Origin of the sequence: Corynebacterium sp. FDAARGOS 1242 (genome assembly GCF_016889985.1) — a bacterium.
Taxonomy (GTDB): domain Bacteria; phylum Actinomycetota; class Actinomycetes; order Mycobacteriales; family Mycobacteriaceae; genus Corynebacterium; species Corynebacterium minutissimum_B.
This window is the reverse complement of record NZ_CP069568.1, coordinates 2529790-2555572: the sequence shown is the minus strand read 5'-3', so window position 1 is coordinate 2555572 and position 25783 is coordinate 2529790. Positions and strand designations below refer to the sequence as shown.

Sequence of the window (25783 nt, the reverse complement as noted above, 5' to 3'; positions counted from 1 at the left end):
TTTCTAGCGCAGGGTCACCTGACGGGACTTGATGTTCTGCAGCTGCTTGCGCTCGTCAGCGTTGAGGTTGACATCGTTGGAGATTTCTTCCTCCAATGCCTTGTTCACGCGGGAGAGCTCGGCCTCGTAAGAGTCGTGCGCAACGTCCGGATCAAGGTCGAAGACCGGAGCGATAAGGCCGTGGGTGCGGAAGACACCGGCGAACTTGGTACCTTCACCCAAGTTGAGTTCACCGCGTGCGGCAACGCGGGACAGGGCGTTAAGGAAGGCATTCTCATCATCGCACGGGCGGACCCAGCGGATGTGAGCCTTGCCGCCACCAGCATTAGCCCAGAAGGCGGTGCCGATGAGGCCCTCAGCGTCCTGGCCCACCTGGTAGGACTCGATGACGGAATCATTGGCGCGCTGCAGAGCCTGTGCCATGTGCGGCGGGACCTGTGCACCCTCCGGCATCCACCAGGAGAAGTCCTGGTAGACGGTGATGTCGAGCTCAGCAGATTCGTCCAGAAGCTCGGACAGCTCCGGCTGGGATCCGTCGGCAGCAGTAGACTCCAGGGTGGACCCCGGCGCGTTGTTCTTTACCCAGTTGAGCGCAAAGGCCAGGTCGCGGCCCGGGTTGTGGGTATGGGACTGCACCTGCAGACCCACGAAAGCATCTCCGCCAGACTCCTCATCACGGATGAGCGCTGCAGAGGCACCCGGCAGCACGGTCGCAACGTAAACGTCCTTGTCAAAGCCCTTGACGGAGAGCTTCGCCGTTGCGGAAGGAACGAATTCCTGCAGGGCAACGAGGCTAGCCTCAGCGGCGAGACCACCAAACGGGCGGGGATCCTTTTCCAGGGCAGCGCGCTCGGCGGCGCGGGCAGCGAGCTTAGCTTGGCGGCGGGACATACCCTCCGGCAGCTGTTCGTTCTTCTTTTTCTTCTTTGCCATACCCAACAACTTACCTGTTCGCTACAGCTCAATGGCGTGCAGGGCCACTTCAGGTTCATTCGTCGCGAGAATATCTACCCCGTTGGCCCACGCCCACTTCATGTCTTCCGGCTTATCGATGGTCCACATGTACGTCGGCAAGCCATGCGCACCGATGGCATCAGGTTGGATTTTGCCGCGGAGAATCGACATCCCCAAGCCCGTGGGCTGGGATAACAGGAAATCCGGCCGGTTGACGTGACGCTCCCAATCGCGGCGCAAATAAACGCGGTCGATCTGGGGAGCAAGCGCGGTCATGCGGCGGATGGCGCGGTGGGAAAAGGAAATCATGTGGATACGGGGGTCGTCGATAAGCCCCGCGTAGCGCAGCCGCAGCACCATCTGCTCCTCAAGGATGTCGCCCTGCCCCGAGGGGTGTTTGGTTTCGACGTAGAGGTGGTGGCTCTTGCCGTCGAGCATTTCCAGGAGTTCGTCGAAAAGCAGCATTCGCTGGCCGCCCCCAATGTTGAGGCGACGCAGGTCCTCCCACGTTTGGCGGGACACACGGCCCGAACCGTTCGTGGTGCGGTCCAGCGTGGGATCGTGGTGGACCACCACTTTGCCATCGCTGCTCAGGCGAATATCGCACTCGATGCCATGGATGGGCAGCTCGAGCGCTTTCTCAAAGGCAAGAGGGGATAACTCCGGATATTTCCCGGAGTATCCCCTATGGGCGACAATCTTCACTATCCGAAGATTTCTTCCTTAATCGTGTTCAGCGTATTGAAGGAGTGGTCGAAGCGCTCCTGCTCGTGCTCATCCAGCTGCAGTTCGATGACACGGTTGACACCGTTGCGGTCAACGATGGCCGGGGTACCGATGAAGACATCTTCCTTACCACCGTATTGGCCCTCCAGGTAAGCAGAGACCGGAAGGGCGACGGCCTGGTTCTGGATGACCGCGCGGGTAATGCGGGCCAGGGCCATGCCGATGCCGTAGGAGGTGGAACCCTTGGCGTCGATGATGTGGTAGGCGGCATCGCGAGTGTCTTCGAAGATCTTCTCGATGCGCTCGTTGTATCCCGGGTCCTTCTCAGAGCGGCGGGCCAGGGAGACACCAGCGATGTTGGCGGAGGAGACGACGGGCAGCTCGGAGTCGCCGTGCTCACCGATGATGTAGGCGTGGACGGAGGTCGGAGCGACATCGTCCATCTCTGAAAGCATGTAGCGGTAGCGAGCGGAGTCCAGCACGGTACCGGAGCCGATGACGCGCTCGTGCGGGAAGCCCGAGGCCTTCCATACAGCGTAGGTGAGCAGATCCACCGGGTTGGAGGCAACGAGGAAAATGCCGTCGAAGCCGTTCTTCATAACGTCGCCCACAATGGAGTTCATGATCTTGACGTTCTTGTCCACGAGCTGCAGACGGGTCTCACCCGGCTTCTGCGCAGCGCCGGCGCAGATGACGACCATGGCGGCGTCCTTGCAGTCCTCATAGGTGCCCTTGGTCACGCGGGTGCGGGACGGGGCCCAGACGACACCATGGTTGAGGTCCATGACGTTGCCTTCGAGCTTCTTCTCGTCGATGTCGATGATGGCCAGGTGATCAACAGTGCCCTGGTTCACCAGAGCGTAAGCGTAAGCGACTCCAACATCGCCTGCGCCGATGAGTACTACTTTGTTTCCAACATGATTTCCCATGACTCCTATTCTGCCCCCAATGTCCGAATTTTGCTCGTTATGCGCCCGACTTCACAGGTTCAATAGCCTGATCTCACATTTCCCTGCCCGATCGGACATCCCTTGACGGCCATCTGCACGGCAGCGTTAAAGCTGGTTCAATGGCGACCATGCGCACAGTCCTTCGCCGCATCGCTCTCAAGACCACCCAAAATGTTCTTCACGCTGCAATTTTTGGCTTGGAGTTGGTCAGCGATCTTACCCCGGGCGTGCGCATGACGGGGAGGAGACGTCTGCCACAAAACATGTGGCCCGGCCTCTTCGGCGCCGAGGTTGCCACGTGGGCAGCCGTCTCCCCATCGCTTCTTCCGCGCCCGTGGTGGGTCACGGCGGCCAACGTGGCCATGGGCCAAGGCGCAGGCCACCTCGCCGCAACGACCGCAGCCTTCGCTACGAAACAAGCACTGCGCCTAGTAGGACGCCGACCCCAAGACCATGTCGGCCCTACTACTCGCCGCTATTCCTACTACCTCCTCGGGCTGGGCACCTTCGTGGCAGGTCTCCGGTCCCTCCGCAACCAGACGGCGCAGGCCCGGTTGGTCAGTAAGCTCAATGACCGCGGGCCCCAAACTGCGGCACTTGGCATGCTTGTAGGTACCGCTGGTTATGGTGCGCTCTTGATTCTTGGCGAAGCTACCCAGCTCACCGTCACGCAGCTTTCCCATCAAGTTCAACGTTGGCTTCCCCGGTGGATTGCCTGGCCACTGGCGGGCGGCGTGGTGGGCTTTGCCGCTGCCGTCCTCAGTGACCGGATGGTGTGGCGCCGGATGCTGAGCTCGGCGTCCATCAACGCACTGGAGCTCAACAGGTTGGTCTACCCTGGCTCCTCCATGCCGTGGGAGCCGGAGCGTTCCGGAAGCCCGTGGTCCCACGAGCCGTGGACAGCAGTTGGCTCACAGGGCAGGGCTTTCCTTGACCGCGGCCCGCGTGCCAACGACATCCGGGAGGTCATGCACTTCGAGCGAGCCCGCGAGCCAATCCGCATCTACATTGGGCTGATTCGCGGCCGCGGCCCACAGGCAGCTGCGCGCCAAGCCGTGGCGGAGATGGATCGCACGGGCGCTTTCCACCGCAACACCATCGTGGTGCAGCTCCCCTCTGGTTCGGGCTGGATCAACAACTACTCAGTGAGCAGCTACGAGTTCCTCACGCGCGGAAATTGCGCCACGGTGGCGCTGCAGTTCGATTATTTGCCCTCGATGTTTTCCTATCTCGTGGACAAGGACCTTTCAACCACCTTTGCCCGCGAGCTCATTACTGCTGTGCGGGAGCGCCTTGAGCTCCTCCCAGAGGACAATCGCCCCAAGTTCTACCTCAGCGGCGAATCCCTGGGGTGCTATGCCATTGTTGAAAACTACGAGAACCTCGAGGACCTCCTCGCCGATTGTGACGGCGCAGTCTTCACTGGACCACCCCGCATGACCAGCTTCATGCGCCGCCTGCACCGTGAGCGCGGCTCCCTAGAGCGCCTGCCGCTTATCGACGGCGGCCGCCACCTCCGCTTCGCTGCCGTCCCCGAACACATGGAGCACGACGCGTTCGGCGAACCTTATGGCCCGTGGGAGCGCCCGCGCGTAGCGGTGGGCCAGCATGCCTCCGATCCCATCGTCTGGTGGGATAAAACACTCATCTATGCCCGCCCCAATTGGATTCACGAACCTACCCCGAAGACGCTGTATGCCGATACTTTCGAGAACCTCCACTGGCACCCCTTTATTACCTTCTGGCAGGTAGCCCTTGACCAGATCAATTCACTCAACGTGCCCGGCGGTCACGGCCACAACTATTTCGAGGAAACCTTCTGGTACTGGGATGCCGTCCTCGGCTCACAAACGCGCGCCCAGCTCACCCCCGAGCTAGCCGAGCGGATGCGCGCTTTTGTCGAGCGCGACCAGCTCAACAAACCGACTGACTTCCGGACGCAGGTACGCGCGCAGCTCTAGTCGCACTTCACGCCAGTGCTGTGGTGCGGACAATAACCGTTGGGTACCTTGTGCAGGTACTGCTGGTGTTCGTCTTCCGCCAAGTAGTACTCGCCTGCGTCCGTCTCACGGAGAAGGGTGATTTCAGTCGTGGTGTCACCAAAGTTGGCTGCGGCAAGCTTGGCGGCATAGTAATCCACCAGCTGTTGAATCTCCTCGCGCTCCTCTTCCGTCTCTGGATAGAAGGCGGAGCGGTACTGGGTGCCCACGTCGTTGCCTTGGCGGAATCCCTGGGTCGGGTCGTGGGCCTCAAGCGCCTTGACCACGAGGTCACGCAGGCTAATGCGCTCCGGGTCATAGGTGATTTGGACAACCTCTGCATGGTTGGTCAGGCCGCGGCAGACTTCGTAATAGGTGGGGTTCGGGGTCGCGCCGCCGGCGTAGCCCACGGAGGTGGACTCCACGCCCTCGGTTTCCCAGTACATTTTCTCAGCACCCCAAAAGCATCCGATAGCAATGAGGAGGGACTTCTGACCTTCCTTCCACGGGCCGGTAATCGGCGTGCCAAGCACGGCATGGGGCTGCGGATTGGTCAGGACAGGCTCTGCTCGCCCGGGGAGTGCGTCGCCCTTCGAAACGAGCGCGGGCTCTGGTTTGTAGAGGAACATGCAGGATTCTCCTTTACGTGTCGATGCATCCTCTTATACCCCTCGGCCCTGTGGAGGAGCCACTTTTTGTTCAGGGTGGTCCGCGCCCGGACAACGCTGCAGGGTGTCCACCCTGCAGAAAATATTGTGGCCAAATTCTCAATCTGCCCCTACCATGGGCCGCGAACCCAATAGAAAGGATTGTAACAATGGCTGTTTACGAACTTCCGGAACTCGACTACGCATACGACGCACTGGAGCCGCACATCTCCGCTGAGATCATGGAGCTGCACCACTCCAAGCACCACGCCGGCTACGTTGCTGGCGCTAACGCAGCGCTCGAGGCTCTGGAGGAGCAGCGCAACGGCGAGGCTAACGCTGACGCTATCCGCGCGCTGTCCAAGAACCTGGCCTTCAACCTGGGTGGCCACACCAACCACTCCATCTTCTGGAAGAACCTTTCCCCGAACGGTGGCGGCGAGCCGACTGGCGAGCTGGCTGAGGCTATTAACCGTGACTTCGGTTCCTTCGAGAAGTTCAAGGCTCACTTCTCCGCTGTTGCTACCGGCCTGCAGGGCTCCGGTTGGGCAGTTCTGGGCTACGACCACATTGCTGGCCGCCTGGTTATTGAGCAGCTCTCTGATCAGCAGGGCAACATCTCCGTGAACTTCACCCCGCTGCTCATGCTGGATATGTGGGAGCACGCTTTCTACCTCCAGTACAAGAACGTGAAGGCTGACTACGTTAAGGCTGTGTGGAACGTCTTCAACTGGGAGGACGTTGCTGAGCGTTACGCTGCCGCTACCAAGTAAGCAGCTCACCGGCTTTAATTAAGGCCAACTAGCACGACACCGCGCCGACACCCTCGGACTTTCTGAGGCTCTCGGCGCGGTGTCGTCGTTTTTTCTTCGACCACACGGCGCACCCCCTCCTGCCCCACCCATCACATCTTTCCCTATAGAGGTTTAGAAATTAATGCCACCTTCGCAATTAGGCTATGGCATAATTCACACCACCTGCACATGTGGTGACGCATCACTGGCGTGATTTCTAGGAATGTTAGCTCCGATTCGTCACCATTGCCTGTGGTGCTATCTCTGGCTTCCACGGTGTGGTGAGCTCTGGTACCTCATCGAAGCAGCTGGACAAGGAAACAGATGCCCGCTTCGTCGGCTACTTTGGTTCCGTTGGTGAGGGCCTCCTGGCACTTGGCACCATCGTGGCTACCACGTCTGGTTTCAAGACCGCCGCTGACTGGGAGAACATCTACAACGAGTGGAACGCCGGCGGCGTTGGCGCCTTCGTCCAGGGCGGTGGCTCGCTCCTGAATGAGGGCCTGGGTATCCCCACCTCGCTGTCCGCCACTATCTTGGCCACCATGGCCGTTCTCTTCACCGCCACCACGATGGACTCCGGAGTGCGCCTGCAGCGCATGGTCGTCTCCGAAGCCGCCGAGCTCATGGGCCTGAAGCTCAGCGGCCTCGTTGCCACGATCATCGCCGTGGGCTGCGCGTTGGGCCTGACCTTCTCCACGGGTGTCGATGGTTCCGGCGGCATGCTCATCTGGCCGCTGTTCGGTACCACGAACCAGCTCATGGCTGGCCTGACCTTGTCCATCATCGTGGTCATCCTGACGCAGTTGCGCCGCCCGACGTGGCCGGTCATCATCCCGCTCGTTTTCGTCACGGTCATGTCCCTGTGGGCAGCGGTGCTGCAGCTCAAGACACTTTTCCAAGCAGAGAACTGGCTGCTATTGGCCATCGATATCGTCATCATCGTTGCTGCCGTGTGGGTCATCGGCGAAGCCATCGCCGCCATCTCCCGCGCACGCAAGGCGCCGCAGGTGACCTGGGACGACGAGGACGTCGAGCCTCCACTACCGGTTAATGCTCGATAAATTCAAGGCCTTTGGGCGCGGACTTACCGAGTTCTACTCCGCGCCCTACCGACGGTCCTTCGCCAAGGCACAGCAGGAAGAAGATGACCTCTTCATGCTGCTCGTCATGTCGGAGGCCCTCGGCGTGCCAAACCCAGCCAGCTATTACACCCTGGAGTTGCTGCCGCTTATGTACGAGGATTTCCATGCCTGGCACACGCGCAAGGGCATGGAGCGCTCACCGTTGAACGGAATTTCATGCTGTTAGCCCCCATCATGTTCTTCGGCGGCAAAGGTGGCGTGGGCAAGACCACGCTGGCCACCGCCACCGCGCTGCGCCTAGCCCAGGAGGGCAAGAACGTCCTGCTCGTGTCCACGGATCCGGCCCACAACTTAGGCCACATTTGGGACGCCGCGCTTTCCGACGTCCCCACGACCGTCCGCCCCCACCTCTCCGTCGTGGAGATCGACCCGGCGCGGGCCACGGAGGAGCACCTGGGGGACGTCGGCAAGCAGATGCGTCGATTCATGCCCGAGCGCCTACACCGCGAGGTCGATCGGCACCTAGACCTTGCCCGGCACTCACCTGGCACGCATGAGGCGGCGATGCTGGAGCGCATCGCGGAGCTCATCGAGGACCGTGCGGACTACGATCACATTGTTTTCGATACCGCGCCATCTGGGCATACCTCGCGGCTCATGGCGCTACCGGACATCATGGCGGCCTATACCGATGGGCTGCTGGCGCGGCGCGAGAAGTCCGATAAGTTTGGTGCCGTGGTGAGGGGGATGACCTCGGCGGAGAAGTCGGTATCCGCCAGCTCCATGGACCCGGTCGATCGCCGTAACCAGGAGATTCGCTCCACGCTGTTGAAGCGCCGCCGCCGCTTTGAGCACCTGCGCACAACACTGACGAGCGCCTCGGTGACCTCCTTCTATCTCGTCCTCACCGCCGACCGCACCCCGGTGCTGGAAACAACCGAGTTCTTCGAAGAGCTCACCGCCAACGGAGTACATGTAGGCGGGCTCGTGGTCAACCGCCGCACGCCGGAAAGCCAGGATGCGTTCTTGGCACAGCGCCGCGCCTCCGAGGACGAGGCTCTCGCACTCTTGGCACAGGCGTTGCCTGGTCAGCCAATCGTGGAAATCCCTTGGCTGCCACACGAAGTGTCTACGCCGGAGGCGCTAACTGCACTGGCGGATTCCCTACCACAAAGTCTTTGAAGCGTTCCACGGGTGGTGCCTCATCGCCGATGCGCCACACGAGGCCGAGCTCACGGTAGGCCGCGGGCTGTAGCGGGATGAGGTTGCTGGTCTGCAGGTACGGATCATCCAGCGGCAGCAGCGCCGAGCCGAGCCCAGCCGCGACGAGCCCCGCGACGGTTGTGAGCTCCATCGACTCGAAGACGAGGCGCGGGCTAAACCCGGCGTGGGCCGCGAGGTCATCGAGAAGCATGCGCGTTCCGTACCCCGGCAACATGCCGATGAAGGGCTCATCAGCAAAATCTTCGAGGCGCACGTTGTCTCGGCCCGCCGCCCAGTGGCCCTCCGGCACCGCTAGGCCAAGGCGCTGCAGTTTGAGCTGGTGCCAGCCCACCGCAGCGTCGGGGTCTGGGCGCGGACCTACCAGGGCCAAGTCCGATTCGCCTGCGCGCACACGGTCCACCAGCACGCGCGCAGCTCCCTGGTGCAGGCGAATATCCACGTGGGGATGCTCAGCGCGATAGGCCTTGAGCAGCTCCGGGACCATCCAGGTGCCCAGCGAGTGCATAAAGTCGAGCCGCACCGTACCGCGCTCTGGATCCATGAGGCGCGCCACGGCATCGCGTGCCGCAGTTTCGGCGGTGAGCATGCGGCGAGCTTGTTCGACGAAAACGCGGCCACGCGAGTTGAGCCGCAAGCGCCGGCCACTTCGTTGGAATAAGCTCGCGCCGATGTCGGCCTCTATGCGCTGTACGCGGCGGGTCAAGGCGGGCTGGGAAAGCCCAAGCGAATCCGCCGCCGCTCCCACCAGTCCGTGGTCGGCCACGGCGACGACACCGCGTACATCCTCCAGGTTCATGCACACCTCGCATGGTTTATGTCATTTCTGAACATTTTACACATAACCGCGGGCAGGCCATGCTTAAAGGCATGACGAGAACCCGGCGCGCCACCATCGCCATGCTCTTCGTGGGCTTGGCGATTTTTTCCTGCCTTTACCCCACCCAAGCCATGCTGCCCACGCTGGTCGAGGACATGGGCATGTCCTCCACTGAGGCCGCCATAACTATTTCCGCCGCGACCGGCGCGCTGGCCGTCTGCGTCATCCCGGTCTCCATCATTTCCGAGCGCATTGGGCGCGGAAAGCTCCTGCTTGTCTCCACGATTGCCGCCACACTCATCGGCATGCTCGTACCACTTGCTCCGAATCCGGAGATCCTCATTGCTACCCGCGCGCTTCAGGGCGCCGTTATTGCCGGCGCGCCCGCCACCGCCATGGCCTGGATTTCGGAGGAACTAGAATCCAACTACGTTGCCCGAGCCATGGGCCTCTACATTGCCGGCACCACCATTGGTGGCCTAACCGGCCGCCTCATCCCCACTGGCTTGCTCGAGCTCACCTCCTGGCGCTGGGCGCTGTTCGGCTCCAGCTTGGTCACTCTCATCCTGGCCATCATTGCGGCAATCCTGCTGCCCTACCAGCAGAATTTCACTCCGAAGGAAACTCACTTCCGCTCAGAGCTCAGCGCCATCTTCCGCCACGGGCGCGATACCCGCCTCATCCCGCTGTTCATCGTGGCCTTCGTGGCCATGGGCACCTTCGTTTCCCTCTATAACTTCTTAGGATTCAGGCTTATCCACCATTTCCACCTCTCGCCCGGTCTGGCTGGCTTGGTTTTCCTCTTCTATCTCACGGGCACATGGTCCTCAGCCCGCGCGGGCCGGCTCGTCACGCAGGTAGGCCATGCCAACACGTTGCTGCTGTCCTGTGCGTTGTTTGCCGTGGGCATCGCGCTGTGCGCGGGATCCCTTATCCCTACCTTGCTTGGAATCGTCCTGCTCACTATTGGTTTCTTCGCCGCGCATTCGACGGCTTCGGGCTGGGTAGGCCACATCGCAACGCATGACCGCGCAGAGGCTTCGAGCCTGTATGTCTTCTTCTATTACCTGGGCAGTTCCGTCCTGGGTGCGCTGTCTGGCATGCTTTTCGACGCTCTCCCCTGGCCCGGTTTCATCGCCACCTACGCCTTGCTGGCCGTGGGTATTGCGGGCATGAGTTGGGTTGTGAGAAAAACCGGATAAAATCGTGTTTTATGGACAAGTGGTCAACACGTACATGGCATAGGAAAGCCTCCCGCCCAGTCAGCATCTGGATGATGGTCTTCCTCCTCGCCGGTGTCTCCCACATTCTTATACCTAATTACCGCTGGGTGCTCATCCACCTCTTTACGCTGGGTATCCTCACCAACAGCATCGTGGTGTGGTCCCAGCACCTCACCGAGAAGTTTGTGCAGCTCAAGCTCCCTGATTCCGCGCGGCCGCAGCAGCTCGCGCGCATCTATCTGCTCAACGTCGGCGTCATCTGCGTGCTGATTGGTCAGCTGCTCATTGAGGCATGGGAGCCTCACTGGATTCTGACGCAGGTGGGCGCTACCTTCGTTGCTGCCGCGGTGCTCTGGCACGGCGCGGTGCTCTTCGGCCTGTGGCGACAGGCGGAATCGAAACGCTTCCGGCCGGTCGTCGCCGCCTACGTGGCCTCGGCGGCCTTCCTCGCCGTGGGCGCGGCCCTCGGCGCGCTTCTTGCGGTATTCCCTGCGCATCCGCGCCTGCTCATCGCACACGTAGCCGCCAATGTGGGTGGCTTCGTGGGCCTTGCCGCGGCAGGGTCACTTACTATCTTGTTCCCTTCCATCTGGCGGACCAAGGGCGTCAACCCACGCATGCGCCTCAGCTTCACGCTGCTGGGCCTCGGCGTGCTGGCCACCCTCATCGGTTCCGCGTGGAACGTCCCTGAAGTGGGTCTTATCGTCTACTGCGTGGGCTGGTTGGCGAGCCTACAAGGCTGGCTGGTCAATGTGCTCACCGTGGCCGAGGATCCCCGCGGGCGCATCACCTTCCCTGCACTCTCCGCCCTTTTCTCGGCTTTCTGGCTGGTTGGCGGCCTAACCTACTACACCGCGCAGCACTTCTTGAGCGACGAGCCGAAGATTCCCATGCTCGCGCTCGTCGTCGGCTTTGCCGCCCAACTGCTCACCGGCGTCATGAGCTACCTCATGCCCACAACCATGGGCGGCGGCCCTTCCGCGGTGCGGGCTGGCCTGCGCGAATACAACCGCTGGGGGATTGGGCGCTCCGTCTTCATCAACGGTGGCCTGGCATTGTGGCTGGCCACGTCCAGCTCTATCACTATGGTCCTCGCTTCTCTGCTGAGCCTCGGCTCCATGGCGCTCTTCCCCGTCCTCACCACCCGCGCAGTCAAGGCCCAGAAGGCAGTGCTCCAGAAGAAGGCCGAGGGCCCGGCACCAGAGACCACCACGGACTGGAACCAAGCGGTGATTGCCCTCGCGATCCTCGTCCTTGTCGGAGCCCTGAGCTTCTTTATCTAGCTCCTTCGACCTCAAACCTGAGAGACGGCGCGTTTAGGGGTCCAGCGGCGGGATGCCCGGCGCGCCGGCAGTCATCCATTCGCGGACCACGTGAGTAGCGGTGACATCACCAGCGTTATAGCGCAAGATCTGCTCGCGGGCGGTAACGTCGCCGGCCAGTGCGGCGCGGCGAGCATTGACGGACTCCTCACCGTCGAAGTCCTCCGGCCATTCAAAACCCGCGACGGGTGCGACGGTCTTGAGACTCAAGCCCGACGTACCGGCGAAGCTGCGTTTGACGTGGACAAACATGTCGACCCACTCCTCAGAGGAAATAAACTCCTCCACTTCCTGTAGAGCAGGACGGTGAAAGCGCTCGGCGGAGCGCCGCATCCAGTGGTTTTCGCCGTGGGCAGAGTAACAGTACGCGGCAAACGTCTTACCCGCTTGGTGCGCCTGGGCCCGCAGGTTCATCAGCCACTCCCAGAACTCGGCGAAATTCTCCGCCTCGGCGCGGCCACCCAACGGCTCCCACGTGGCGAAAGGAATGTAGTCGCCATTCAGCCGCGCGCCCCAGAGGTAGGCGCCTTGGTCGAGGTACGCCTCCATATCGACATCCACTTCGACGTCGGCGCGGGGAACGCTGACCTGGCTACGGCGCAGCAACGGAATACCTTCGCGCCAGGCGGCGGCGAGGGTGGAGGGGGCGCCGAGGGAGGCGTCGATAAGCGCCTGCACCGTCTCAATCCCCCGCTCGCGGTAGGGGTTCGCGCGGTCGCCCGGGAGGAAGAGGGAGATGTCATCGCGAGCCTCAAGCTGGGGCTCGCACAGATGCCAGAAGCGACACGACGCGCACTCTTTGACGCGGCGCGGGCTGTCCGGGAGAGGCTGGGCAAGTGCAGCATCGATGGGATAACGCGAGGTGTCGGTCACAAAAGCCTGGGTTCGATCCTGACCAATCGTCGCCCCGCGCCCAGAATTGAGGCCCACCTCTTCCAGGCCGCGCGCGGCGAGGGCAAGGCGGTAGCCGTCGACGGCATGGTGCTTAATTTTATACTTCGCCGGCAAAGGCTCGCTTAGCCCCAGGCGATGCGTGGGCACGACCACGGCGCGCGATTTTTCATTCGGACGGGCGACACGATGATCGGAGACGATGACTGGGGTGTAGCTCTCGCCCTCACGGATAAGGAGTTCCACGCGGACCATCCACTCGTTGGTAGAAAACACCGCGTTGGTGATGTGGGTATAGCCGTACGCCAGGGCCTCCAGCGTGGCCATAGCGCGTTCAAAGTCGGTGCCTTCAAGGTCGATGCGCCGAAAGCTGCCGGGACCTTTGCGGGGAACGAGGGCTAGGGCGGCCTCAATGGCTGCGGCATGGCGCTCCGCGCGGGCCTGGCCCGTCGGGGTGCGCGGGATATCTGGATGTGCGCGGCGCTGCACGAGGCGATAGCGGCAGCCCACGAGGTCCGTGGCGACGAGCACATCTTTCACACCAGGTGAGCTTAGTAGACCACCTTGCTAAAGTTGTAGCGAGACCCTACCGATAAAAAATAAAGGACGTTTCAATGAGCTTGATCAAGAAGATCCGCAAGGCCCGCCGCGAAGCCCGCGCCGAGATCAAGGCCGCCAAGACCCGCGCAAAGGCCGAGGTCAAGGCAGCAGATAAGGCACGGCACCGTCAGCAGAAGCTACTGGCCAAGCAGGAGAAGGCCCTCATCAAGTCCGAGGAGAAGGGTCTGAAGAAGCGCCGCAAGCACGAGTACAAGATGGCGCAGAAGGAACTCGAGCGCATCAAGGAAGGCCGTTTTAATAAGAACAACGTCAAGCGTTACGCCGGCGCCCTGCGCACCGCAGCCCCGCTGCTGCTGCCGCTGATTTACCGCGGTATTACCGCCGCGCAGCGTGAGGTAGAAAAGAATCGCGCTAAGAAGGCAGGCGTCTCCGCTGACCAGCTCGCGTCCTTTGCTGGCCACGGCGCACCACTCAAGGCCCGCACCGCCGGCATTCGCAACTCCCTGAAGGACGCCAACGTGCCGGTCGGCTTCAAGCGTGACGTCAAGGAGCGCCTCAATGAGCTAGACGCCGCTATCGAGAACGCCGAGTACATGACCGAGCAGCAGCGTCAGCGCGCGCACCGCTCCATCTCCGGTGAGATTGACTCCATTAACGCCGACATCCAGGCCAAGCTGCGCGCTTAATCCACCCAGCGTTCCTGTGCCGCGACCTGTGAGAGGTCGCGGTTCTCATGTTTTCGGCGCCGTGCACCGCCTCGCTCTAGACCTTTTAAAAGCGGATTTAAAAAGAGAATCATTTCCGACATCGATTTCTCAAATGTCACGCGAAGTATCCAGTAAGGAATATCGCCCGTTTTTCGTCACTCTCCGCTTATTTTTTCGTGTTCTGCAGTGTAGATAAATCTATTTCTCCTATATAGTCGAAGACGAGGATAAACAGCGCCTAAAGCCGCCCCTCAAAAGATAGCTTCTTTTACGAATCGCCTTCCTGCCCAGCGCACAGGGCTGGAAGAGCATAACCCTACCGTATGGAGAATCATGGCACGCCGAGAAGTAACGCAGTTCTTTGATGACCTTGACAATAGCCCGCTTACTGAAGAAGAACTTACCGTCATCCGTTTTAGCGTTGACGGGAAGGATTATCTCCTGGATGTTTCCAAGGAGAATGCAGAGAAGTTTCACGCCGCAATGGAACCTTTTGTGAAGGCTGCTCGCCACCCCATCAAGAAGGAAACCCGCAGCTACAAACCCGCTGATGTCCGCGAATGGGCAGCCAAGCACGGCTACGAGGTAGCTGAGCGCGGCAAGATCCGCAACGACGTTATTTTGGCCTACCGCGACGCCAACAACCTTTAAAGGACTCCCTGCTCGCGGGCAGCTGCCACGGCAGAGGTGCGCGAGCGCACGCCCAGCTTGTCGTAGATATGAACAAGGTGGGACTTCACCGTGGCTTCTGAGAGCATAAGCTCCACGCCAATTTCACGGTTGGAAGAACCTGCAGCCACCAGCTTGAGAACCTCCAGCTCGCGTGGGGTAAGCGACGTACGCGGGGTGCGCACGCGGGTCATCAGCTTGTCGGCCACGATGGGGGACAGTGCCGAGTCACCCTCGGCAGCGGACCGCACCGCGGCGAGCAGCTCGGCCGGCGGAGCGTCTTTCAGCAAGTAGCCGACCGCACCTGATTCGATGGCACCGAGAATATCCGCATCGGTATCATAGTTGGTGACCACAAGGACTTTGGGGGGATTGTCCATGGAGAAGCGGATAGCGGCGGTGGCTTCCGCACCGCTCATCACGCGGGTGCCTTCAATGCCGGCACCAAAGCGCAGGTCCATGAGGAGGACGTCGATTCCGCCTGCTTGGGCGGCAGATACCGCGGCTTCAGCCGTGGCGACCTCACCTACTACCTCGATGTCCTCGGCGCCCTCGAGCACCGAGCGTAGACCCAGGCGCACGATCTCGTGGTCATCGGCAAGCAAGACCCTAATCACGGGCTTCCTCCTCATTGGTACGGTGTGGACAAATTCTTAATCTACATCGTTATTTAAGGGCACACTAACTGAGACCGCCGCACCCGCGCCTGGTGTGGATTCAATCACGACCTCGCCCCCGAGCTCTTCCGCACGCCGACGCATGGCCGCGAGCCCAATATGGCCTAGTCCGGCGGGTTTATTCTCCACGGCCTCCACATCAAAGCCCTGGCCGTTATCCACCACGTCCACGCGCACCTCGTCCGGCGCATACGTGACGGTCACTCGGGCCTTGGAGGCGTGAGCATGCTTGACGACGTTGCCCACCGCGCCCTGCGCAATCCTCAACAACGCCGCCTCCACCTTCATAGGCAGCTGCTGCGCTTCGCCTTCCACATCCACTGAAACGTCCACGCCCCCGGTGGCCGCGAAATTATCCGCCATGCGGGTCAGCGCTGCCCCGAGGGACGTTTCGGACAGTGCGGCCGGCTGCAGTGCCGCAATCATGGCGCGGGCTTCATGGAGGTTATCCGCTGCGGTGCGCCGCGCCAGCTCAATGCGTTCTTGAGCCTTGGGGATATTCTCCGTCGCGAGGTCACGGTCAGCAGCATGGAGCAGCATTTGAATCGAGGACAAGCCCTGGGCCAGGGTGTCGTGGATTTCGTGCGCGATGCGCTGGCGTTCGGCGGTCATGCCAGCCTCGCGTTCGGACTCCACTAACTGCGAGCGGGTTTCCATAAGTTCGCGGTTCATTCTGCTCAAGGCAGAGAAAGCATAGGTGATAGCGATAGTCACCAAAGCTGAGACTGCCGGCCCCATAATGCCGCCAAAAGTCAGCCCGCCGGGAATCTGCACAACGATGGTCACCACCGTGGCAACGAGCACGCAGATAATGCCGGGAATCATCTCCAACACGTAGAGATACACAAAATACAAAGAAAAGACGAGGTAGATGGCCGCCGGGGCCACCGCCATATCCGCAAGCCACAGCACCGAAAGGATGGCCAACCAGCCATATTGCGCGATGCGAGGCAACGACTCGACGTAAGCAGATCCACCGAAGTAGACCACCGCGAAGGACACGAGCAGCAGCAGGTTGAGCACACCCTGCCACAAGGGCAGGCGCACCGTGGTGAAGATAGCCACCACCAGAAGCGTCGCGGTCAGGATGTGGATACCGTTGCGCAGTGCATCCGAGTCAACCGAACGCTGGTCTAGTGTGGAGGTCATGCGCCACAGCCTACTTCCCTCTCTTGCTGCCTGTCTGATCGGTATCGGCTTGGTTAGCACCGGCTGCACCGACTCCGGTCAGCCCGCAGACCCCACACCGAACGACACCCACGACAGCGCCCCCATTACGGACGGTTCCCTCGCCGACTCTCCGGAAAGCCCTGCTGCCGGCGGCGATGGACTGCCCATCGACGCCTCCGCTGAGGTCACCGACTGGGAAGACTGCCCTTACCTGGATACCCAGTGGGTCGCAGATACGAATGGGCAGAGGATGACCCGGTGGGGCGTCGACAAGCGCTTTAGCACCCCTGCCTGCGTATTCTGGTCCTACCCGGAGGAGCCGCAGGCCACCGTCATCGTGCGGGAGATGCCCAGCGTGGAGGAGGCGCGCGCGGTTGTCGATGCCGCCGCCCCCATCAACGACACCGAGCTGGCGGAATTCGACGGCTGGTCAGGCGGGCGTGGAGTTTTTGAGGATCACTCCGTCTTCGCCGTGCAGAAGGACACCCACGCGGTGCTCGTGTGGTCAAACCAGTTACAAACCCTGAAGCCGCAGCTCATTGCGCAGGAGACTATTGCACACCTTGGGCTCTAAAGCGCCCAGCGCTGCTACACGGCGACGTCGTTGTAGGGCATCAGGGTCGATACCCACGGGAACACGACCTCCATGAGCAGGAAGAACACGGCGACGATGAGGGCCACCGCCAGGACAGCTTTTACCACAGTGGGGCCGGGCAAAAGGTTCCAGAGAGCGCGATACATTAGTTCTCCTCCAAGACGGCGGGGCGGTCATTCTCGTGAGAGTCGGGGGTTTTCTCTTCCCGTTCTGTCTCCATGGCATGGATAATCATGCGCTCCGCATTGGAAAATTGCGGGTGGCATGTGGTGAGCGTGAGCAGCCCCTCACTGGCCTCAATGCCCGCGTCCGGCGGGGTGCCCGGTATCGGATCCAACACGCTGACATCACCCGGAAGCGTAATGTGGCGTCCCTGAATCTGCCGGTACTCTGGCTTTTCTCGCTGCTCAGGCGTGAGACACTCGGCTGGGGCTCCGTCACTGGGCAGCACGCGGTAGGTAATCCACTCCGTCGAGGTCTCAATCACAATGGCATCGCAGGTCTGCAGGTTATCCAGGTCATTAAACGGCGCGCCTTTGCCCACGCGATGCCCCGCGACGGCGAAATTCCCCAGCTCACCGGGCATCTGCGTATCCGTATACCGTCCGGGACCGCGCAGCAGGTCATCTTCATTCGTGCCTTCCAGCACCGCAAAAGCGAAGTCAGAACCAAACGCCGGGATATAGAGGCGCGCAAAGGCCTCACCCAGCTTCGGTGCCTGGCCCTGTCCACGCGGGTTGTGCCACTCCTCCTGCAGGGTTTCGTTGGCTTCCTCCTGCAGGTGGCCGGATGCGATATTGGTCCAATAGGACTCATAGAACGCGAAGAGCAAGAGCAGCACGCCGGCTGTCAACATGAGCTCCCCAACGACGGTGCTCACCGTTGTTCTTCGTCGCGAAGTGGGCTGTGGCATGTTCTCTACCCTAGCCCCTGTACCGTATAAGTACCCCACTCAGAGGACGGAGAGGAGTCCACGATGCTCGAGATTTTCATGTACCCCGTCTCCGGGATCATGAAGCTGTGGCATCTGCTGTTTAGCTCATTCCTTGACGGTTCGATGGCATGGATCCTCACCATCGTCTTCCTTGTGCTGACAGTACGCGGCATCATTGCCCCACTGAACTGGCAGTCAGTCAAGCAGGGCCGCATCGCTGCGCTCATGCGCCCGGAGATGACGGAACTCAATGCCCAGCTGCGCCACATCACTGAGGTCGATGAGGCCGTCGCACTCCTCACTCAGCAGCGAGAGTTGAAGAAGCGCTACAAGCACAACCCAATGCTCGGCTGTTTCCCGTCCTTCATCATTGTTCCCGCGTTTATTGGCCTTTACCAGGTGGTTCTTCGGGTCTCCGGTTCTGCCCATGAAGCGGTGGGGATGCTGACGCTTGCCGACGTCTCCTCCTTCCGCACCTCCACCGTCTTCGGCGTCCCCCTCACGGATTTCGCCCGCGAGCACCGTGATCTGGTTCTGCCCATGCTCGTGGCTGCGCTCGTGTTTACGTCTTTGAACACCCTCATCATGCTCTACCGCGGCTTCCTCACCACGCAGTTTGATCAGAAGATTCCACGCCGACTGCTCTGGTTCATGGCGGTCATGGTAGTGCTCATCCCCTGGATGCTGTGGAATGTAGCCTGGCACGGACCTATCCCCGTGACCATCATTTTCTACTGGGGCTGTTCCTACCTCTTCTCGCTAGTGCAGACCATCGTCTATGAGTTGATCTTGCGCAGACGCTATCCGCTTCCGGAGGCCGTTCATGAGCAGCGCCGCGCGAGCATTCAGCGCTGGCGAGCGAAGGAAAACCAGAAAAACAAGAAGGCCCTGAAGGCCCAATTCAAGGCCAATCCGGAGCAGAAGGAAGAATACGAGGCTTCCCGGAAGCGCCACTCAGCACTCCTTGCTGAGGCAAGGAAGATCGTTAAATCGAATAATCAGCAGGAGGGGCCGACAACAGCTGAATAGCCAGCTGCTTCGCGGTGACCAGCGGCGCCGATTCGCGGGTCAACCGCGCGCCGGCAAGACCGCCATCCAAGAAGATGAGGAGCTGGCTGGCCTGTTCCCCTGAAGGGTAGCCATTCTTGGCGTTGAGCAGGGCTGTAATGGTGGAATGCATCCAGGTGCGGTGCTCTACACAGGCAGCCACGATGCCCCTCTCGGCATCTGTCTCTGGGCGCGGATACTCGCCCGCCGCATTGAGGAAGTGCGAGCCGCGGTACTCGATGGTGGGCTGTTCCTCAATGGCTTTATCGAAGAAGGCGAGGATCTTGCTTTCTGCATCGGTAGCGTCCTCGGTACGTTCCTGCCAATCGGCACGATACTGCTCATCAAGCGCCTCAACATAGGCAATGACGAGGGCATCCTTCGAGCCGAAAAGCGAGTACAGCGAGGCCTTGGCTACGTCGGCCTCGCGCAGGATACGGTCGATGCCGATGACGCGAATACCCTCAGTGGTAAAGAGGCGCGTCGCTGATTCGAGCAGTCGGCTGCGCGGGCTCGGGCGATTGCGCCGCGACTTCTTTTCGGCCATTTCTTCTCCTCACATGACAAAACCGGTTCATCTACACAATATAGACAAACCGGTATGTATGTGAAATTTTACTTCTTGCGGCCAGTTATTGCGCCCACGATCCACAGCAAGATACATGCGCCGACCGTGGCGGTAATGATCATAAGGAACCAGCTATCGCCCACGTTCTTGTTGAAGAGGGCTAGCAGGCCACCGCCGATAACACCGCCGATAACACCGACGATGAGGTTGGTAAACAGACCCTGATCGCGCTTCATAATCTTCTCTGCGAGCCAGCCGGCGATGATACCGACGATGATCGAACTAAAGAAACCGAGACCAAGTCCCATAATGTACTACTCCTCGTTACTCATAAATTGATGCGTACGTGCACGAGTGTACGCACAAAACCACGAAACGATCCGGCTGCAGCGCATTCAGAGGCTACTGCAGCCGAATCGTTATTGCGAAGTAATAGAACGGTTACTCAGAATCTGGGCGAACCACCATCATCGGGCACGGAGCCGACTGCAGGAGCGCACGGGAGGTGGAACCAAGGAGCATGCCCTTGAAACCACCGCGGCCGTGAGAACCAACGACCAGTAGCTGCGCACCTTCGGAGGCATCCGTCAGCGCACGGACCGGGCGGTCACGGGCGATAACCTTCTTGACCGGCACATCCGGGTACTCCTTCTGAAGATCAGCGAGGCGTTCAGTAAGCAGCTCTGCCTGTTCCTTCTCCACCTCTGCCCACTCAGCCTGGGCCGCGGACAACCCAGCGAGGGAGGCCTGGACCTGCATATCCATCCAGGTGTGTACGGCGATGAGTTCAGCGCCGCGGGCATCAGCCTCCTTGAAGGCGTAGTCCGTAGCCTTCTGGGACACCTCAGAGCCATCCACGCCAACGACTACCGGTCCGTACTTGGTGGAATCAGTGACGTGGTTGTCCTCGCGCACAACCACGACGGGGCAGGACGCGTGGGAGACCACGGATGCGGAGACAGAACCCATGACCATGCCGGACAGGCCACCCATACCGCGGGAGCCCATAACAATCATGGTGACGTCCTTGGACATCTCCAGCAGCATGTCAATCGGGGAACCCTCAGCCACAGTGTGGCCGATCTTCAGCTCCGGCGCCACCTTGTGGGCTTCAGCGCGGGCAGCCTCAATTTTCTCGAGGGTTTCTGCCTGGAGGTCGTCGAAAAGCTCCTTCGGCGGAACCATGCCCTCGGCGTAGAGGAACTGCGGCATCGTGTAGCTCGATGCGATACGAAGTGGAATCCCGCGCTTCATTGCAGTGTTAGCAGCCCAACGGACGGCGTTCTTCGACGCTTCCGAACCATCAACGGCTACGACGACAATGTCTTCCTTGGCCATGACCTTATCCTTTCGACGTGCTTACACCTCCAGTCTAATACCTATAGGCCGGCCTGTGGGGTGGTAGCAGCATCCGCATTGGCGGGGAAGAGAACGTTGTACAGGGTCACCGCAATGTCACGAATGACCGCACCGATACCATTGGAAAAGAAGTCAATGACGGGCGCGAGAATAGAGTTGAAATCCATGGGAGAAAGAATAGTCCAAAAAAGGCGTGGCGCAACCCCACTTCCTATCCGTGATGGTCTAAACCCCACCCAGGCTCGAGTATCTGAAGGACCAATTAGCGCATGGAACTTCGTACACAATCTCATCAGCACGCAGCGTCATCGCCACCCCGACGACAACGAGCAAGCCTTGCAGGCCCGCTTCGACGCGAACAAGGTTGTGGCTCAAAGCGGTACGGCCCTTAGCCCTGACAGTATCCTGGACACTAATGCCGTGGTGTATTTCTATCGCATCCCTGCGCCAGAGGTCCCTGTTCCTTACGACATACCAATTCTCTTTGAAGACGAACACCTTCTGGTCGTGGATAAGCCACCCTTCATGGCCACGATGCCGCGGGCCCGGCACATCACAGAGACTGCGACCGTGCGCCTACGCCGCAGCACCGGCAACAACGAACTCTCCCCCGCGCACCGCCTCGACCGCCTTACCTCAGGAATCCTCGTCTTCACCAAGGACCGCTCCGTTCGGGGCGCGTACCAAACGTTGTTTGCTGAGCGCCGCGTGAACAAGACCTATGAAGCCATCGCCCCGCTTGCCGACGTCTCCCCCGGCACCCTCTGGCACTCCCGCATGGAGAAGACCCCGGGCGAACTCCAAGGGCGCATCGTCGACGGTGAAGTCAACGCCATCACCGAAGTAGCCGACGTTGCTCCCGTGGACAAGGCCCCCTACGAAGCCCTTCACGGCCCACTTCCGGACCTTGCGAAGTACACTCTCAAACCTCACACCGGAAAGACCCACCAGTTGCGCCTCCACATGCTTCAGGCAGGAATTCCCATTATTGGGGACCCCATCTACCCCGTAATATTCCCCGCAGAAGCCGAAGACATGCGAGTTCCCATGCACCTAACGGCCACGCACATTTCCTTCACCGACCCCGTTACCGGCGTAACCCGCGAATTTAGCTCACAATTACCGCTTGAAACCCATCATTTGTTGCGCCCGTAATTCTCCCCATCGAAATAGTCTCCAGCTTTCGACCACCACGTATCCGTATCACGCGCGGATTTCCACCCCGCAACGTAGGCCAGCACCAAGCCGGCGAGGGGAACGGCCACCGCACCGATCGGACTAAATCTACTACCTCGTCGCGAAGACCGTGCTGGGAATCTAAGAAGTTTCCGGGGGGATACACCCCGTTTGATTCACGCCGCAATCCACCAAACCATAACTTGGCTCACATGTCACAATCCCACTATGAGCCCGCCTTCGGAACACCGACGGAACGGTTCGAGCACGCTGTACGCCTCTCGTTCCACAGGGATAAAAGCCTGGAAGCACAAGGCGTCGAGTCCCTCACCTTCTTCATCATTTGGCAGCGTGACCAAGGGTTCACCGCAGCCAATGTGGCAGAAATCAAAGGCTCTCAGCCCTTCGATAGAAGCGTCAACTACGATCAGGCGGAACAACTCACCCACGGCAACCTGCTGCGCAATCTCTTCCCACCGAATTTCGCGGGCGAAATGCATCGGCCATTCGAGGCAAGAAATACTGAAATGGCGAGGAACATCCTTTCCACTGTTCTGGCAGTCCGCTATGACCGCGCTCTGGACAGCTTTTGCTATGACCGCAAAGACTACTTCGACAACTACCAACTGCCGAGTAGCCTTGACGACCTTGTACCCACTGCGCAGGACCTAAAAGCGCGGTGCGAAAAGAACGCGCAAACAGGTGCACGCTCCTATCCAATCCTCGATCACGCAGCTCCCACCGAGGCCTTCGGCAACGGCACCGGTGCTGATAGCGAAGCCGTGGTGAAGAAACTCATCGATCAGATCGACAACGATATCCAGGTGTTTAACCACACCATTTCTTCACCGTGGGATGGCTTCGCCATCAATTTCCTGGTTCGCAACACCGCCGACGGTATCCAGCTCCGCCAAGTTGACGCACTCTTCTGTTGGCAAGACGGCACGTACCATGTCGCCCCAATTGCACGATCCGCTGTGGAACAAACGGCGGTTGCGCTCGTTGAGGACCAGTCCTACGGGCAGAAGTTTGACCTAGCGGTGATTCGCCTGAAGTACCGAAACGGCGATGGCTTCGCCCTCCGCATCGAATGGAATGAAGATGCAATCCCCCATGTTGCCTCGCCGCACACGGCGCCAAGCTTTGTCCGCACCGAATGGCCGCTCTAAAGCGAGTGAAGTGGCCCAGGTTTTGTTCCGTTTGAGTAGATGGGAAAATCTGGAACATGCCAAGAAAATTTGATCAGGATGCGAAAGACCGTGTCGTCCGCCTCGTTGAGGACCGCATCTTGGCGGAGAACATGTCGATGCAGGCCGCGTACCAGGCAGTGGCGCCGAAGCTAGGCGTCTCATGGCACACGGCCCGGCTGTGGACACAGGCTGCCCGCCGCGAGGGACGTGTTGCCGAACCGATGTCCGAGGATTTGGCTGTTGAAGTTGTCAGACTCCGCCGTGAAGTTCAGGAGCTGCGGGATACTAACGAGTTATTGAAAGCTGCCTCGGCTTTTTCGCATCCGAACTCGACCCACAACGTCGGAAATGATCCGGTTCATTGATGAGTATCGTGATCGTTTCTCGATCGAGTTCATTTGTTCGACGTTGCGAATCAATCGTGAGGGCGGTTTTATCACCTCGCGCGGGTATCGCCAATCAAGAGCTCGTGGACCCAGCGCCCGCAGGCTTCGTGATGCTGTTCTTGCAGAACACATTCGCGAGGTTCATGCTGATAATTACGGCGTGTACGGCATCCGTCAGATGTGGCACGCGCTGCGCCGCGAAGGAATCGACATTGGACGTGAGCACACTGCTCGCCTAATGCGCCTTGCTGGAGTCAGTGGCAAAGGTAAGGGTCGGTCACCTGTGACTACTCGTAGATCTAAGTGACCGGACACTCGCCTTGATCTGGTGAATCGTGAGTTCAAGGCCCCTGGGCCGAACAGGTTGTGGGTGGCTGACATTACGTATGTACGTACCAGGAAAGGATTCGTGTACACCGCTTTTGTCACCGACGTGTACTCCCGCAGAATCGTTGGGTGGGCGTTGTCTGATTCGATGCGAACTGAAGTCTTGCCGCTGCAGGCGCTTAACCAAGCGATTGTATGTGCGAAGGAAACAACGGGCTTGGTTCACCATGCAGACCATGGATCTCAATACGTCAGCATTGCCTATAACGAACGCCTTGCTGAGTATGGAGTTATTGCGTCGACCGGCACTGTTGGTGATTCTTATGACAATGCGCTGGCTGAGAACGTCAACGGTTCCTACAAAACGAGCTCATCCATACCCGCACATGGAACGATGTTGTCGACGTGGAAATCGCAACCTTCGAGTGGGTGACGTGGTGGAACGAGTCACGGCTTCATCAGAGCCTGGGCTACTGTACGCCGACCGAGGTGGAGACCAAGTTTTGGGAACATAACCCAGACCACGGGATAATGGAAAACAAGGCACATGCCTAGGAACAAAACCGGGGCACTTCACCACCATCTTGTTGAGGCCAATGGCTAGGGTAAAAGCGGATTCCGTACTTTCCACCCTGCAAAATGGAAATCTCCATCCTAATACATGATTCTGCTGTTGAATCTGCCAAATAGAAGGGCTGATCAGGTTCGTAATACCACGTTTCAGGCCCTCCAGCGATGCACACACCAGTGGAGCGCCCTCATATGAGAAAACAGAAAGACAAAAGCATCAAACGTTGAGTACTAGTTCAACACTTGATGCTCTTTCTGTGAAACATTCAGTCAGTGAGCTGAATGGTCAGAGTAGGTTTTCCGAGTCTATTTCTTTCCATCGTTGAGCTGCCGTGCCACGTTGTTTAAATGCGCTTACGAGGTCGCGAGCTACTGCGGGATGTCCTACGATGTGGCTTACTTTTGATAGTAGTTCGTTACTATCAGTCGCTTCTGAGTTGAGGAAATCTAGGATTTCTTGTCGAGTCCTGTATTCTTGTTCGAAAGTGAGGTCATGGCGTAGGCACGCTTTATCCCACGCTTTATGCTCTTCGGGGGCTGAGCTGAGTAGGATTGCGAGCCGTCCTTGGTTAAGTTCTAACTGGGAAATGCGATGCTCGATATTGTCCATGTTTTTATAGGGCCAGCCAAGCAATAACGTCTGCGACAACCATGGCGGCGATGCGGTGTTGTTGTTTTTGCATGTTAAATATGGTTTCCGTAGATATTGGCAGTGGTGCTAATAATGATAACTTCTACCGAGCTATCGCGCAGGCCGAATTTCGGCGATCTAAGATTGCTTCGGTAACCAACCTTCAACTTCCTCACACCTAGTGAACGGGGTGAAGGAAGTCAATTGAAGTGCCCCAGATTTTCCCATCTGCTCAGACGGAACAAAACCTGGGGCACTTCAGAGTGTGTAATCACCTGTAAAACGGTAGTGGTATTTATAACGAGGTAAAGGCCCTAGACACCTTGATGGGTCTCTAGGGCCTTCAGGTTTGTATTGAGTTGTTTGTTGTTGTTTGGTGTCGGCGGTTTCTTACTCTCCCACAACCTCCCGGTTGCAGTACCATCAGCGTTAGCAGGCTTAGCTTCCGGGTTCGGAATGGGTCCGGGCGTTTCCCTGCTGCTATAGGCCACCGACAAACACTTAGAGCATACTCTGGTTGCTGGTGTTGTGTCAGATACTGTGTAGTGGACGCGAGCAACAGTGATTTTTTGTCTTGGTGTTTGTTTGTTCTCCAATACCCTGG

General features: G+C 59.5%; 29 protein-coding genes, 1 rRNA gene and 2 pseudogenes. 17 read left to right on the top strand and 15 right to left on the bottom strand.

Annotation, left to right across the window (positions count from 1 at the left end; all coding sequences use genetic code 11):
• Nucleotides 1–3: 3 nt before the first annotated feature.
• From I6J72_RS12230 to I6J72_RS12220, 3 genes are read right to left on the bottom strand one after another with little or no spacing between them, the layout of a single operon-like run.
• Nucleotides 4–933: a DUF5926 family protein gene (locus I6J72_RS12230; protein ID WP_039672623.1), complete on the bottom strand. Its 930-nt coding sequence runs from the start codon at nucleotides 931–933 to the stop codon at nucleotides 4–6.
• A 21-nt stretch (nucleotides 934–954) separates the two neighbouring features.
• Nucleotides 955–1659, bottom strand: a complete 705-nt coding sequence (locus I6J72_RS12225) for a glycerophosphodiester phosphodiesterase family protein (RefSeq protein ID WP_204099377.1) — start codon at nucleotides 1657–1659, stop codon at nucleotides 955–957.
• Nucleotides 1659–2609 (bottom strand): L-lactate dehydrogenase, encoded by a 951-nt coding sequence (locus I6J72_RS12220; RefSeq protein WP_204099376.1) that lies wholly within the window; start codon nucleotides 2607–2609, stop codon nucleotides 1659–1661. The genes I6J72_RS12225 and I6J72_RS12220 overlap by 1 nt, the downstream gene beginning before the upstream one ends.
• Nucleotides 2610–2758: 149 nt before the next feature.
• Here I6J72_RS12220 and I6J72_RS12215 point away from each other — a divergent pair, with 149 nt between their 5' ends.
• Nucleotides 2759–4591, top strand: coding sequence for an alpha/beta-hydrolase family protein (locus I6J72_RS12215; RefSeq protein WP_239107367.1), 1833 nt, complete (start codon nucleotides 2759–2761; stop codon nucleotides 4589–4591).
• Here I6J72_RS12215 and msrA read toward each other — a convergent pair.
• Nucleotides 4588–5238, bottom strand: a complete 651-nt coding sequence (gene msrA / locus I6J72_RS12210; RefSeq protein ID WP_204099374.1) for a peptide-methionine (S)-S-oxide reductase MsrA — start codon at nucleotides 5236–5238, stop codon at nucleotides 4588–4590. The genes I6J72_RS12215 and msrA overlap by 4 nt on opposite strands.
• 188 nt (nucleotides 5239–5426) lie before the next feature.
• On the opposite strand from msrA, the gene I6J72_RS12205 reads away from it, so the two are divergent.
• The 4 genes and pseudogenes from I6J72_RS12205 (at nucleotide 5427) to I6J72_RS12190 (ending at nucleotide 8317) form a co-directional block, all read left to right on the top strand.
• Nucleotides 5427–6029, top strand: a complete 603-nt coding sequence (locus I6J72_RS12205; RefSeq protein ID WP_070673390.1) for a superoxide dismutase — start codon at nucleotides 5427–5429, stop codon at nucleotides 6027–6029.
• Nucleotides 6030–6280: 251 nt separating this feature from the next.
• Nucleotides 6281–7114: pseudogene (locus I6J72_RS12200) on the top strand (carbon starvation CstA 5TM domain-containing protein); the annotation flags it as partial.
• Entirely contained in the window at nucleotides 7104–7361 is a 258-nt protein-coding gene (locus I6J72_RS12195; protein WP_204099373.1) for a cory-CC-star protein, read from the top strand. The pseudogene I6J72_RS12200 and the gene I6J72_RS12195, both read left to right, overlap by 11 nt.
• A complete protein-coding gene (locus I6J72_RS12190; protein ID WP_204099372.1) occupies nucleotides 7352–8317 on the top strand; it encodes an ArsA family ATPase in 966 nt (321 codons plus the stop codon). Before I6J72_RS12195 ends, I6J72_RS12190 begins: the two co-directional genes overlap by 10 nt.
• On the opposite strand, the gene I6J72_RS12185 is transcribed toward I6J72_RS12190, so the two are convergent.
• A complete protein-coding gene (locus tag I6J72_RS12185) occupies nucleotides 8265–9155 on the bottom strand; it encodes a LysR family transcriptional regulator (RefSeq protein ID WP_204099371.1) in 891 nt (296 codons plus the stop codon). The two genes, I6J72_RS12190 and I6J72_RS12185, sit on opposite strands and share 53 nt — an antisense overlap.
• A 71-nt stretch (nucleotides 9156–9226) precedes the next feature.
• On the opposite strand from I6J72_RS12185, the gene I6J72_RS12180 reads away from it, so the two are divergent.
• Together I6J72_RS12180 and I6J72_RS12175 are read left to right on the top strand one after the other, a co-directional pair.
• Nucleotides 9227–10378: an MFS transporter gene (locus I6J72_RS12180; RefSeq protein ID WP_204099370.1), complete on the top strand. Its 1152-nt coding sequence runs from the start codon at nucleotides 9227–9229 to the stop codon at nucleotides 10376–10378.
• 11 nt (nucleotides 10379–10389) lie between these two features.
• On the top strand, nucleotides 10390–11682 hold the full coding sequence (locus tag I6J72_RS12175) for a copper oxidase (protein ID WP_239107365.1): 1293 nt from the start codon (nucleotides 10390–10392) through the stop codon (nucleotides 11680–11682).
• Nucleotides 11683–11715: 33 nt separating this feature from the next.
• Here I6J72_RS12175 and I6J72_RS12170 read toward each other — a convergent pair whose 3' ends face one another.
• Nucleotides 11716–13152: a TM0106 family RecB-like putative nuclease gene (locus I6J72_RS12170; protein ID WP_204099369.1), complete on the bottom strand. Its 1437-nt coding sequence runs from the start codon at nucleotides 13150–13152 to the stop codon at nucleotides 11716–11718.
• Nucleotides 13153–13226: 74 nt separating this feature from the next.
• Between I6J72_RS12170 and I6J72_RS12165 the strand changes: the two genes are divergently transcribed.
• The gene (locus I6J72_RS12165) at nucleotides 13227–13859 is read left to right on the top strand and encodes a DUF6474 family protein (RefSeq protein ID WP_204099368.1); all 633 of its coding nucleotides are present in this window, start codon (nucleotides 13227–13229) and stop codon (nucleotides 13857–13859) included.
• Nucleotides 13860–14213: 354 nt separating this feature from the next.
• Nucleotides 14214–14531, top strand: coding sequence for an Lsr2 family protein (locus I6J72_RS12160; protein WP_115023972.1), 318 nt, complete (start codon nucleotides 14214–14216; stop codon nucleotides 14529–14531).
• Here the strand turns inward: I6J72_RS12160 and I6J72_RS12155 are convergent.
• Entirely contained in the window at nucleotides 14528–15166 is a 639-nt protein-coding gene (locus tag I6J72_RS12155; RefSeq protein ID WP_204099367.1) for a response regulator transcription factor, read from the bottom strand. The two genes, I6J72_RS12160 and I6J72_RS12155, sit on opposite strands and share 4 nt — an antisense overlap.
• 36 nt (nucleotides 15167–15202) lie before the next feature.
• Nucleotides 15203–16375 carry a sensor histidine kinase gene (locus tag I6J72_RS12150; RefSeq protein ID WP_204099366.1) on the bottom strand — a complete coding sequence of 391 codons (1173 nt, stop codon included), beginning with the start codon at nucleotides 16373–16375 and terminating at the stop codon, nucleotides 15203–15205.
• On the opposite strand from I6J72_RS12150, the gene I6J72_RS12145 reads away from it, so the two are divergent.
• Nucleotides 16374–16970, top strand: a complete 597-nt coding sequence (locus I6J72_RS12145) for a DUF2020 domain-containing protein (RefSeq protein WP_204099365.1) — start codon at nucleotides 16374–16376, stop codon at nucleotides 16968–16970. The two genes, I6J72_RS12150 and I6J72_RS12145, sit on opposite strands and share 2 nt — an antisense overlap.
• A gap of 14 nt (nucleotides 16971–16984) precedes the next feature.
• Here the strand turns inward: I6J72_RS12145 and I6J72_RS12140 are convergent, their stop codons facing one another.
• Together I6J72_RS12140 and I6J72_RS12135 are read right to left on the bottom strand one after the other, a co-directional pair.
• Nucleotides 16985–17137: a hypothetical protein gene (locus I6J72_RS12140; protein ID WP_181815411.1), complete on the bottom strand. Its 153-nt coding sequence runs from the start codon at nucleotides 17135–17137 to the stop codon at nucleotides 16985–16987.
• The gene (locus I6J72_RS12135; protein ID WP_204099364.1) at nucleotides 17137–17904 is read right to left on the bottom strand and encodes a class E sortase; all 768 of its coding nucleotides are present in this window, start codon (nucleotides 17902–17904) and stop codon (nucleotides 17137–17139) included. The genes I6J72_RS12140 and I6J72_RS12135 overlap by 1 nt, the downstream gene beginning before the upstream one ends.
• A 63-nt stretch (nucleotides 17905–17967) precedes the next feature.
• Here I6J72_RS12135 and yidC point away from each other — a divergent pair, with 63 nt between their 5' ends.
• The gene (gene yidC, locus I6J72_RS12130) at nucleotides 17968–18954 is read left to right on the top strand and encodes a membrane protein insertase YidC (protein WP_204099363.1); all 987 of its coding nucleotides are present in this window, start codon (nucleotides 17968–17970) and stop codon (nucleotides 18952–18954) included.
• On the opposite strand, the gene I6J72_RS12125 is transcribed toward yidC, so the two are convergent.
• From I6J72_RS12125 to I6J72_RS12110, 4 genes are all read right to left on the bottom strand, one after another.
• The gene (locus I6J72_RS12125; protein WP_204099362.1) at nucleotides 18911–19519 is read right to left on the bottom strand and encodes a TetR/AcrR family transcriptional regulator; all 609 of its coding nucleotides are present in this window, start codon (nucleotides 19517–19519) and stop codon (nucleotides 18911–18913) included. The genes yidC and I6J72_RS12125 overlap by 44 nt on opposite strands.
• Before the next feature lie 68 nt (nucleotides 19520–19587).
• Nucleotides 19588–19848 (bottom strand): GlsB/YeaQ/YmgE family stress response membrane protein, encoded by a 261-nt coding sequence (locus tag I6J72_RS12120; RefSeq protein WP_204099361.1) that lies wholly within the window; start codon nucleotides 19846–19848, stop codon nucleotides 19588–19590.
• A 133-nt stretch (nucleotides 19849–19981) separates the two neighbouring features.
• On the bottom strand, nucleotides 19982–20878 hold the full coding sequence (locus tag I6J72_RS12115) for a universal stress protein (RefSeq protein WP_039672662.1): 897 nt from the start codon (nucleotides 20876–20878) through the stop codon (nucleotides 19982–19984).
• A gap of 41 nt (nucleotides 20879–20919) precedes the next feature.
• On the bottom strand, nucleotides 20920–21066 hold the full coding sequence (locus I6J72_RS12110) for a hypothetical protein (protein ID WP_168165583.1): 147 nt from the start codon (nucleotides 21064–21066) through the stop codon (nucleotides 20920–20922).
• Here I6J72_RS12110 and I6J72_RS12105 point away from each other — a divergent pair.
• The 6 genes and pseudogenes from I6J72_RS12105 (at nucleotide 21002) to I6J72_RS13270 (ending at nucleotide 24533) form a co-directional block, all read left to right on the top strand.
• On the top strand, nucleotides 21002–22054 hold the full coding sequence (locus I6J72_RS12105; RefSeq protein WP_204099360.1) for a pseudouridine synthase: 1053 nt from the start codon (nucleotides 21002–21004) through the stop codon (nucleotides 22052–22054). The two genes, I6J72_RS12110 and I6J72_RS12105, sit on opposite strands and share 65 nt — an antisense overlap.
• Before the next feature lie 233 nt (nucleotides 22055–22287).
• Entirely contained in the window at nucleotides 22288–23244 is a 957-nt protein-coding gene (locus I6J72_RS12100; RefSeq protein ID WP_204099359.1) for a hypothetical protein, read from the top strand.
• Between the two features lie 10 nt (nucleotides 23245–23254).
• Nucleotides 23255–23444, top strand: a pseudogene (locus I6J72_RS13285) (hypothetical protein); the annotation flags it as partial.
• 169 nt (nucleotides 23445–23613) lie between these two features.
• Nucleotides 23614–23958, top strand: a complete 345-nt coding sequence (locus tag I6J72_RS13280) for an IS3 family transposase (RefSeq protein WP_370552146.1) — start codon at nucleotides 23614–23616, stop codon at nucleotides 23956–23958.
• A gap of 102 nt (nucleotides 23959–24060) precedes the next feature.
• The gene (locus I6J72_RS13275; protein ID WP_370552145.1) at nucleotides 24061–24411 is read left to right on the top strand and encodes a transposase; all 351 of its coding nucleotides are present in this window, start codon (nucleotides 24061–24063) and stop codon (nucleotides 24409–24411) included.
• Entirely contained in the window at nucleotides 24384–24533 is a 150-nt protein-coding gene (locus I6J72_RS13270) for a hypothetical protein (protein ID WP_370552144.1), read from the top strand. The genes I6J72_RS13275 and I6J72_RS13270 overlap by 28 nt, the downstream gene beginning before the upstream one ends.
• A 1023-nt stretch (nucleotides 24534–25556) precedes the next feature.
• Here I6J72_RS13270 and rrf read toward each other — a convergent pair.
• Nucleotides 25557–25674: ribosomal RNA gene (gene rrf / locus I6J72_RS12090) — 5S ribosomal RNA — on the bottom strand.
• Between the last annotated feature and the right edge of the window lie 109 nt (nucleotides 25675–25783).

Bases quoted from the DNA above. Each gene is read 5' to 3' on its own strand.
- I6J72_RS12230 (WP_039672623.1), bottom strand. From the start codon at position 933: ATGGCAAAGAAGAAAAAGAAGAACGAACAGCTGCCGGAGGGTATGTCC.
- I6J72_RS12220 (WP_204099376.1), bottom strand. From the start codon at position 2,609: ATGGGAAATCATGTTGGAAACAAAGTAGTACTCATCGGCGCAGGCGAT.
- I6J72_RS12215 (WP_239107367.1), top strand. From the start codon at position 2,759: ATGCGCACAGTCCTTCGCCGCATCGCTCTCAAGACCACCCAAAATGTT.
- msrA (WP_204099374.1), bottom strand. From the start codon at position 5,238: ATGTTCCTCTACAAACCAGAGCCCGCGCTCGTTTCGAAGGGCGACGCA.
- I6J72_RS12205 (WP_070673390.1), top strand. From the start codon at position 5,427: ATGGCTGTTTACGAACTTCCGGAACTCGACTACGCATACGACGCACTG.
- I6J72_RS12195 (WP_204099373.1), top strand. From the start codon at position 7,104: ATGCTCGATAAATTCAAGGCCTTTGGGCGCGGACTTACCGAGTTCTAC.
- I6J72_RS12190 (WP_204099372.1), top strand. From the start codon at position 7,352: ATGCTGTTAGCCCCCATCATGTTCTTCGGCGGCAAAGGTGGCGTGGGC.
- I6J72_RS12185 (WP_204099371.1), bottom strand. From the start codon at position 9,155: ATGAACCTGGAGGATGTACGCGGTGTCGTCGCCGTGGCCGACCACGGA.
- I6J72_RS12180 (WP_204099370.1), top strand. From the start codon at position 9,227: ATGACGAGAACCCGGCGCGCCACCATCGCCATGCTCTTCGTGGGCTTG.
- I6J72_RS12175 (WP_239107365.1), top strand. From the start codon at position 10,390: ATGGACAAGTGGTCAACACGTACATGGCATAGGAAAGCCTCCCGCCCA.
- I6J72_RS12165 (WP_204099368.1), top strand. From the start codon at position 13,227: ATGAGCTTGATCAAGAAGATCCGCAAGGCCCGCCGCGAAGCCCGCGCC.
- I6J72_RS12160 (WP_115023972.1), top strand. From the start codon at position 14,214: ATGGCACGCCGAGAAGTAACGCAGTTCTTTGATGACCTTGACAATAGC.
- I6J72_RS12145 (WP_204099365.1), top strand. From the start codon at position 16,374: ATGCGCCACAGCCTACTTCCCTCTCTTGCTGCCTGTCTGATCGGTATC.
- I6J72_RS12150 (WP_204099366.1), bottom strand. From the start codon at position 16,375: ATGACCTCCACACTAGACCAGCGTTCGGTTGACTCGGATGCACTGCGC.
- I6J72_RS12140 (WP_181815411.1), bottom strand. From the start codon at position 17,137: ATGTATCGCGCTCTCTGGAACCTTTTGCCCGGCCCCACTGTGGTAAAA.
- I6J72_RS12135 (WP_204099364.1), bottom strand. From the start codon at position 17,904: ATGCCACAGCCCACTTCGCGACGAAGAACAACGGTGAGCACCGTCGTT.
- yidC (WP_204099363.1), top strand. From the start codon at position 17,968: ATGCTCGAGATTTTCATGTACCCCGTCTCCGGGATCATGAAGCTGTGG.
- I6J72_RS12125 (WP_204099362.1), bottom strand. From the start codon at position 19,519: ATGGCCGAAAAGAAGTCGCGGCGCAATCGCCCGAGCCCGCGCAGCCGA.
- I6J72_RS12120 (WP_204099361.1), bottom strand. From the start codon at position 19,848: ATGGGACTTGGTCTCGGTTTCTTTAGTTCGATCATCGTCGGTATCATC.
- I6J72_RS12115 (WP_039672662.1), bottom strand. From the start codon at position 20,878: ATGGCCAAGGAAGACATTGTCGTCGTAGCCGTTGATGGTTCGGAAGCG.
- I6J72_RS12105 (WP_204099360.1), top strand. From the start codon at position 21,002: ATGACCGCACCGATACCATTGGAAAAGAAGTCAATGACGGGCGCGAGA.
- I6J72_RS12110 (WP_168165583.1), bottom strand. From the start codon at position 21,066: ATGGATTTCAACTCTATTCTCGCGCCCGTCATTGACTTCTTTTCCAAT.
- I6J72_RS12100 (WP_204099359.1), top strand. From the start codon at position 22,288: ATGTCACAATCCCACTATGAGCCCGCCTTCGGAACACCGACGGAACGG.
- I6J72_RS13280 (WP_370552146.1), top strand. From the start codon at position 23,614: ATGATCCGGTTCATTGATGAGTATCGTGATCGTTTCTCGATCGAGTTC.